Annotated in this window: 8 protein-coding genes; 2 read left to right on the forward strand and 6 right to left on the reverse strand. The window is 53.8% G+C overall.

Annotated features, from left to right (window positions below):
* Positions 1–151 precede the first annotated feature (151 nt).
* Positions 152–367, reverse strand: a complete 216-nt coding sequence (locus GXX82_01530; GenBank protein ID NLT21708.1) for a DUF433 domain-containing protein — start codon at positions 365–367, stop codon at positions 152–154.
* A gap of 190 nt (positions 368–557) precedes the next feature.
* Between GXX82_01530 and GXX82_01535 the strand changes: the two genes are divergently transcribed.
* Together GXX82_01535 and GXX82_01540 are read left to right on the forward strand one after the other, a co-directional pair.
* The gene (locus GXX82_01535) at positions 558–1,748 is read left to right on the forward strand and encodes a Fic family protein (GenBank protein NLT21709.1); all 1,191 of its coding nucleotides are present in this window, start codon (positions 558–560) and stop codon (positions 1,746–1,748) included.
* Positions 1,749–1,783: 35 nt separating this feature from the next.
* The gene (locus GXX82_01540; GenBank protein NLT21710.1) at positions 1,784–3,088 is read left to right on the forward strand and encodes a hypothetical protein; all 1,305 of its coding nucleotides are present in this window, start codon (positions 1,784–1,786) and stop codon (positions 3,086–3,088) included.
* A 112-nt stretch (positions 3,089–3,200) separates the two neighbouring features.
* Here GXX82_01540 and GXX82_01545 read toward each other — a convergent pair whose 3' ends face one another.
* The 5 genes from GXX82_01545 to GXX82_01565 all read right to left on the reverse strand — a co-directional run bounded on the left by GXX82_01545 (position 3,201) and on the right by GXX82_01565 (position 7,052).
* The gene (locus GXX82_01545; GenBank protein ID NLT21711.1) at positions 3,201–4,031 is read right to left on the reverse strand and encodes a metallophosphoesterase; all 831 of its coding nucleotides are present in this window, start codon (positions 4,029–4,031) and stop codon (positions 3,201–3,203) included.
* Positions 4,028–4,774 carry a hypothetical protein gene (locus GXX82_01550; protein NLT21712.1) on the reverse strand — a complete coding sequence of 249 codons (747 nt, stop codon included), beginning with the start codon at positions 4,772–4,774 and terminating at the stop codon, positions 4,028–4,030. Before GXX82_01550 ends, GXX82_01545 begins: the two co-directional genes overlap by 4 nt.
* On the reverse strand, positions 4,771–5,823 hold the full coding sequence (locus tag GXX82_01555; protein NLT21713.1) for a hypothetical protein: 1,053 nt from the start codon (positions 5,821–5,823) through the stop codon (positions 4,771–4,773). Before GXX82_01555 ends, GXX82_01550 begins: the two co-directional genes overlap by 4 nt.
* A gap of 635 nt (positions 5,824–6,458) precedes the next feature.
* Positions 6,459–6,761: a HigA family addiction module antidote protein gene (locus GXX82_01560; GenBank protein NLT21714.1), complete on the reverse strand. Its 303-nt coding sequence runs from the start codon at positions 6,759–6,761 to the stop codon at positions 6,459–6,461.
* 12 nt (positions 6,762–6,773) lie between these two features.
* On the reverse strand, positions 6,774–7,052 hold the full coding sequence (locus tag GXX82_01565) for an excinuclease ABC subunit A (protein NLT21715.1): 279 nt from the start codon (positions 7,050–7,052) through the stop codon (positions 6,774–6,776).
* Between the last annotated feature and the right edge of the window lie 180 nt (positions 7,053–7,232).

The following is a 7,232-nucleotide window of genomic DNA, read 5'->3' on the forward strand; positions in this document are numbered from 1 at the left end:
GGTTGATGGCTTGTTGACAACTACGAATATGAGCAACGATATGTAGTTGTCAACTGGGCTGGGTGTGGAAGTTTGCGGGCTCGAAGATTGCGGGACCTGGCGTAAGCGACAAGTTCGGGGCTGAGACACTCGTCGATAAAGAATGTATTCCTCAAAGCGGGCGACCCGCTCTGTCCCATTCAATAACCGCCTCCACACTGCCAACGGGGAGCGTCGGATAACCGAGAAAGATCTCATATTTATCGCTCCCGGCCCGGATCTCGGCGAGGATGTTTCCTGCTGGAACACGAGTCCCCTCGATTACGGGCAGTCCCCCGAGGATTTCCGGGTCGGATACTATGCGCGGCCTTGTTTCGGCAAGGGTCATTGGAACACCTCCCATCTGTCTATAATGTATCACACGCTGATATATGGCAATGTTTTCAAAATTCCTACGACGGCGAAACAACAGGTAACTTTTGCGTGCGGAGATTAATTGCCATATTCACCGCATATTTTGCGGATGACGTTGCTTTTGCGGAGAATATCGATTATAATATCCGCATGAGGTGCGGAGAATGACAACCTATGTTTATGATCTGCCGGATTGGCCGAACTTCCGTTGGGACCCGACCGTCTTAGCGTCCAAGCTGGCCAAGGTTCGATATAAGCAAGGTGAGCTTACCGGAAGGATGAAATGCCTTGGCTTTGGCCTGCGCGATGAAGCTGTTCTTCAAACGCTCACCCTGGACGTGGCTAAATCGAGCGAGATCGAGGGCGTAAACCTGGACGTGGAACAGGTCCGGTCCTCTGTCGCACGGCATCTTGGGATGGATAGGGGAGGTTTGCCGCGCCCCTCGCGAGCTGTCGAGGGCGTCGTTGAGATGGCACTTGACGCCACTCAGAACTATGCTCAGCCTCTAACCAAGGAAAGGCTTTTTGCCTGGCATGCTTCTCTTTTCCCGACCGGGGAAAGCGACATGCATACGATCAGGACAGGCGCGTGGCGTGACGACAGGTCCGGACCAATGCAAGTTGTTTCCGGACGGATCGGCCGGGAACGGGTTCATTTTCAGGCGCCGGCAGCGGCACGCATAGAACCCGAAATGAAAGCATTCTTAGAGTGGTTCAACCATGACGACGGAAATGACCTCGTTCTGCGCTCGTGCGTCGCACACCTATGGTTTGTGACCATCCATCCTTTCGAAGACGGCAATGGGCGGATCGCCAGGGCCCTTATGGATATGTTTTTGGCACGATCTGAGAAAAGCACCCGGCGGTTCTACAGCATGTCTGCCCAGATAAGAGACGAGCGTCCTGAATACTATGCGGGCATCGAAGCTGCACAAAAAGGGACCCTGGATATTACAGCCCGATTGGACTGGTTTTTAGACACTCTCAATGCCGCTCTCGACAATGCCGGCAACACCCTCTCCCGCGTTCTCAGAAAGGCCGGTTTTTGGGAAAGATACGCCCAGGAACAGTTTAACCCCCGTCAGCAGATGGTTCTCAACAGGCTGTTGGATCATTTTGAGGGAAAGCTTACTGCCACGAAATGGGCAAGACTAACAAAACGGTCTCCGGATACGGCGTTACGCGATATCACCGATCTGGTAGAGCGCGGCATTCTGGTCAAAGAACCTGGCGGTGGGAGAAGCACCAGTTATTCATTGAATTTTCAGGATCAATCGGAGAGCCAGGGAGAAGACCGGGGCCTGGGAGCCGGCGAGGACGCCGATGGGAATTTCTTCGGGTCGCCGGGACATTAGTCCCCGACTGCAGGCGATCCTGGCAGGGGTGGAGTATGTCTGAGAGACGGAGGAAAGGGGTCGGGATGCTCGATATGGCCGGTAAAACGAGAATATCAAGGGACGCATACCGGGAGCTCGACAAGGGCAGAGAGGATCTCCTTGACAGGCAGCGCACCGGGCTCCGTGAGCAACTGGACCGTTTCAGACGGGACAAGGACAAGCCGGAGGGTGATTCCCACCTGGTGGCCGTGGCGGAGACGATCCGCCGCATCTACGACGGCATGGAGGGTATCCTCAGGGACCTGGATGAGGCCTTCGGTCAGCAGCGCATTTTGGGGAAAACGTCCGCGATATACATGGATGCGCTCAGGGATTATTGCCTCACACCGGCACGCGTGTGGGAGATAGAGCGTGACAGGATTATAGGGTTTGCCTCGCTTGCCCTGATGCTGCCCGACCGGCTCCGGAGGGATGTGGACCGTTTTCTGGAAAGGGCAGGCATGAGGGCCCCGGAGCTCCGCGCGGCCGCTAATGAGCAGATGCATGACAGAATCGTCCCCATCAAAGCCGTGCTTGAGAGGTTACGGACAGAGAACAGGATCCTCGTCGCCGTTCTCTATGGTCCATACTCGGAGGGAGTGCCGCGTGGCCGGCCCAGTATCGATATCGGCATCTGCCTGCGGACGGACGATGAGGCGGAGCGGATGCGCATTGTCGGCAGCATACGTGCGGCCGTGCAGGATGACACGCATGTTTCGATCCTCCATCTCAACGACAGGGACGAGTCGCCCTTTGTGGTCCAGGAGGCCCTTGCGGGAATTCATCTGGTGGAGCCAGATGTAGATGCGCTCGATGATGCTTACGATTGGGCGTTAGACGAGGCGGAGTCGATGCGGTTTGAAAAGGAGGGGGACGAGAGGATGGAAGAGAAGCAGGCCATGATGAACCTTATGCGGCGGAAATTGTGGTCATATCGTATCAACTACGCAGCCAGCAATTACGCAGAGTGTGTGTCCTTACTCTTTTTTGTTTTGGAGGCCCTCTGTCGTTACGTCCTTGCCGGCAAAGGCTATCGCGCGTACTCGCACCGCGAGGTCCGCGAACTGATGGCCAGGCATTTCATCACCACCGGCGAGGTGGACAGGATCGTATACGACCATCTCTTCGAGCTCTATCATCGGCGGCGGGACGCGGATTTCAGTGCGGCGACCTTCGGCAAGAACGAGGTGGATCAGTACGGGCAGAGAGTGCGCGAGAGTCTCGAGCTCCTGAAGGGCCATGTTGACGATGAAGACAGGGAGGATCTGCTGTCGTTGCTGGCTGTCTCTGACGGTCCCGGATTACTGAAAAATAGGTGAAGCGTCAACTGAAGCGACTACTGAAGTGCGTTTTCAGATAAAGTAATAATATTAGTTATGTCCAAGACAATCTGTACGCGAGAAAATTCCCGTTTTGAGAGTTAGTATGGAGTTATAACAGCTTCAGCCTATATCCCGGGATCTCAATCATTACTGCCTGGAGAATCGCTTCCGTTTGTCCGGGATTGACACAGACCGTGTCTCCGATCCTGTCCATGACTTTCCCGGACACTTTCGGTGACTCATGGATGTGTCCGCTGAGAACCGCGGGAGGCTGGTGTTGTTCGATGAATCTCCGTACGGCCGCGGATCCAATGTGCTGTCCGTTGAAGAGGAGATCTAGGTTGGTGTCGTAGGGCGGGTCGTGCAGGACATAGACGGTTCTTTTCGGGTCTGACATCTGAGCAAGCTGTTCGAGATCCTCCTCCATCGTGGGATGAGAGGCATACCACTCTTGCTCATTGATATCGATGAGTCCGTTTGCCGTGCTGATGACTGGTTTGTAAGGACCGGGCTGGAGAATTCTCTGCTCGTCATCGTATCTTTCCCAGTCTTTGCACGAAAACGGGGTGGGACGCACGCAGGAATAGCCGGCGATGAAGAGGCCTTCCGTGAGGTGATGCACTCTCATATGCAGGAGTTTCAGGAGGCCTTCTTCCTCCATGTCCTCAAGGAGGTGCAGGTTCACCTGGAAATCGTCGTTACCCATCATGAGGAGGACGTCTGTTCGAGGGTTTTTCCTCCGGAATGAAACCAGCGACGGGCGGAGCTCATTGAGAATGAACTGTCGCTGTTCGCTGATCAGGTTCTTGTACTCGCCGGTTTTAGGGAGGAGGTCGCCTCCCACGATGACGGCACCTGCTTTCTTCCGGGTGGCGAGCGCGATAAGTTTTCGGTAGAAAGCGGGGTTACCATGGAGGTCGGCACTGTAAAGGATTCTCATATCAGCCATTCGTCCCGCACCTCGTAATAGTCGCCGTCGCTGTCCACGATCACCATCGGGGAATAGTCCGTTATCAGGATTCGTACGCACATGTCCGCCCCTAGCCCGATCCGGCCGCGGGCAAAGAAGGGCTCCACGAGGTGAAAATGGCCGAATACGAGCGTTTTGCCGTACGTATACTTCTGTTTGAGAAAGAATCCGTCCGTTCCCCACACGAAGTCCGTGCCACGCTGCTCATGGAGGGGTGTGCACGGCTCAGCACCTGCGTGGCTAAAGAAGAAACGGTCAGTCTCGAAGCTGTACCGGGTCGCCGCGATGAATGCCAGGTGCTCAGGGGGAATGACGCTTTGCAGGAAGGCAGTGAGCTCCCGGTTGTCCAGAAGGACGTGTTTGCCGTCACGCTCGATGTAATGCCGCCCGCCCGTAGAATAGGACAATGTCCGGGGATCCACACCGTATGATTTCAGCGTCGAAATAAACCCGTTGTCCATCAAGACGCCGTATGCGCTTGTGTCTCCGTCCAGCGCCTTGATGAGCAACTCCTCGTGGTTGCCTCTCAGATAAACGTTCGCCGGGTTCTTCAGCGATGTGAGGAATTCCATTACCTCGCGGCTCTGGGGACCACGATCGATATAGTCACCCAGGAATATAAGTCGATCCCCCTCCTGATAGTCCGCGTTGTGCAGGGCATCGTTCAGCTCCCTATAGCATCCATGGATGTCGCCTATGACGAGATTCTTCATCCGATCTCCGCGTCAAGGAGCGCGTCGCCCTCTTCCTTCGTGTTGAAATACACCTTCCGTCCGTTGGGGAAGAGGTAGCACCACTTGTAACCTTCCTTTTCGGATCTTTGCCGGCGCACCCCGGCGAAGAAGGCCTTCTCCGGCATGACCCAGCTGTCTTTGTCATGACGGGCGAAGAGGGGTTCTAAATGCTCGCGCATTTTCTCGACGAGGAGGATCTTCTCCTCGAAAGGAAGGTTCCGCAGGCGTTCTCTCTCCGCCTTCTTCGCGGCGAGGATGTCCTCGAGGGACGGGGGCGGAACAGGAGGTGGGGAGTTGTCGAACTGTGAGGCGAACAGCTCTTCCAGCGTGGTTCTGTCCGGGATCAACTGGTCGTGAAACTGCGGCAGATACTCGAGAGTAACGTTGCCGCTCCAGTCCTTGGCCCTCAGGGCCTCCAGAACCTCGATACCGTAGCTTGCCACCGGCAGATGGGGCAGGTCATGGCCGGCAGTATCATCGTAACGCATTTCCGAGAGGTGAAGACTGACGATGCCAGAGTGGTAAGCGTGGATGATCTCGAAGATCCGGGGAACGAAGAGATGTGACGTGTCCAGGACCATGGGGAGCTTGATCTCGATGGTCTCTTCTGGCGTGAGAACCCTCTTCGCGTTTCCGAAGGTTTCAATCGCTACGACAATATCTGTTTCCCTCTTCAGTCTTCTTAGGTTTCCCAAAGCCATGGTTTGCGCAGAAGGTTTCGAGAGCTTCGGAACGGACTCAGGGTGAAACACGGCGACACTGGCCCCGACCTTCTGGGCAAATTGCACGGTGGGAAGTGCCCAGGACATGAAAGCCTCATCGGAGAGGCGCCCCTGGGGAGCGTGGACGGAATTGACGATGATGTTGTGGAAGAGGACGAAGGCTGTCAGGTCATCCAGACGGTCCATCGTGGCGAGGAAGTCCTCGAGCTTGTAGGGGAGGGCAAGCTCGATAGGGATTCCCTCGAGGCCGGAGAGGTTCTGCTGAATGTTAGAGAGACCGACATCTCTGCGGATGGAGAATTTCATGGTGGACAATTATACCAGCTTTTTTGTTGACTGTCCTGTCCGTGTAGTGAGTATGTATTCATAAACTGATACATGCTCACTACAGCGCTTGAAATAATCTGAAAAGCCGCACATCCATTTCTATATCGCTCCAAGAAAACGGGTCCTCAAGTAAAATAAAAGTCAAATAAACGTCAAATAAACATTCGCTACTCCATGAAGTGATGGTTTCCCCGTATTCGGGTTTTGAGTCACCCGGCTGTATCATACTGATATTATTGGCCATGTGCTGGATGGTCCCGGTAATGAGGGGTATGGATCACTTGGATTTCGAAGGGTGTTTCTGACGTAACTAGCCGATATTAAGATGGATACGAGTTGTTACGCATTCGGGTTTTGAGTCACCTGCGGAGACACTCTCTAATGGAATTATTCCGAGGGAGAGTATGCAGGCAATTGTAAAATGTTGAAACAGGAGAGCGCATACAATCGGAGAGGCAGGTGCGGGGACGATCTGGTCAAATTGGACAAATCATCCGTGCATTTTCACCGCATGATTTGTCCAATTTGGTCACATCCTTTGTATGGTGCTGCAATACGTGCTTCCCGGAACGCCGGCGGCCTCGATATCCGCCAGGTCAGGGTGTTTTTCTACATCATGCCACTCTCGCTTTTACGCACGGTTCAACCTTTGGCCAGGTTGTGCGGCGGGCCATCCTGATTTCATGATCTGCCTGGAGACTCAGCCATATTTCGGGAGAGACATTAAAATACTTGCCAAGCCGCAATGCCGTATCTGCCGAGATAGCACGTTTTCCGCGAATGATTTCACTGATGCGTCCGGGTGGAACACTTATATCCCGCGCAAGCGTGTTTATGTTTATCCCAAGAGGTTTCATGAATTCTTCGTATAGTATTTCCCCCGGGGGAATCAGGTCGAGTAGTTTATCCTTGCTCATTCTTCTCTCCTCCTAATGATAATCAACGATCTCAACATTCCATGCATTTCCATCTTCCCATCTGAAGCAGATACGCCATTGATCGCTTATCCGGATGCTCTGTTGCCCATCTCTCTTTCCCTTTAAGGCCTCAAGACGGTTTCCTGGCGGTTGCGACAGGTCCTGTAGTGTCCGGGCGCTGTGGAGATAGAGTAGCTTACGTCTCGCCTGACGTTCGATAGACGAAAACCGCGCAACAAAGTGATCATTGAAAAGAGCCTCGGTATCCTTGCAATGGAATGTTTTGATCACAGTATTATTATATAACGTATTACGTAATGCGTAAAGAGGAAAACGAGACTACCGCAGAATGAGCGTTTCAGGCAAAAAAAATACCCGCACCCACCGGGGTACGGGGCCGATGCGGCTCGTGACCGCAAAGGGATGATGTCAATATTCTACAGACTTCAACATCAATGTCAAAGGGTACAC

It is taken from the genome of Syntrophorhabdus sp. (assembly GCA_012719415.1).
In the GTDB taxonomy this organism is placed as follows: Bacteria; Desulfobacterota; Syntrophorhabdia; order Syntrophorhabdales; family Syntrophorhabdaceae; genus Delta-02.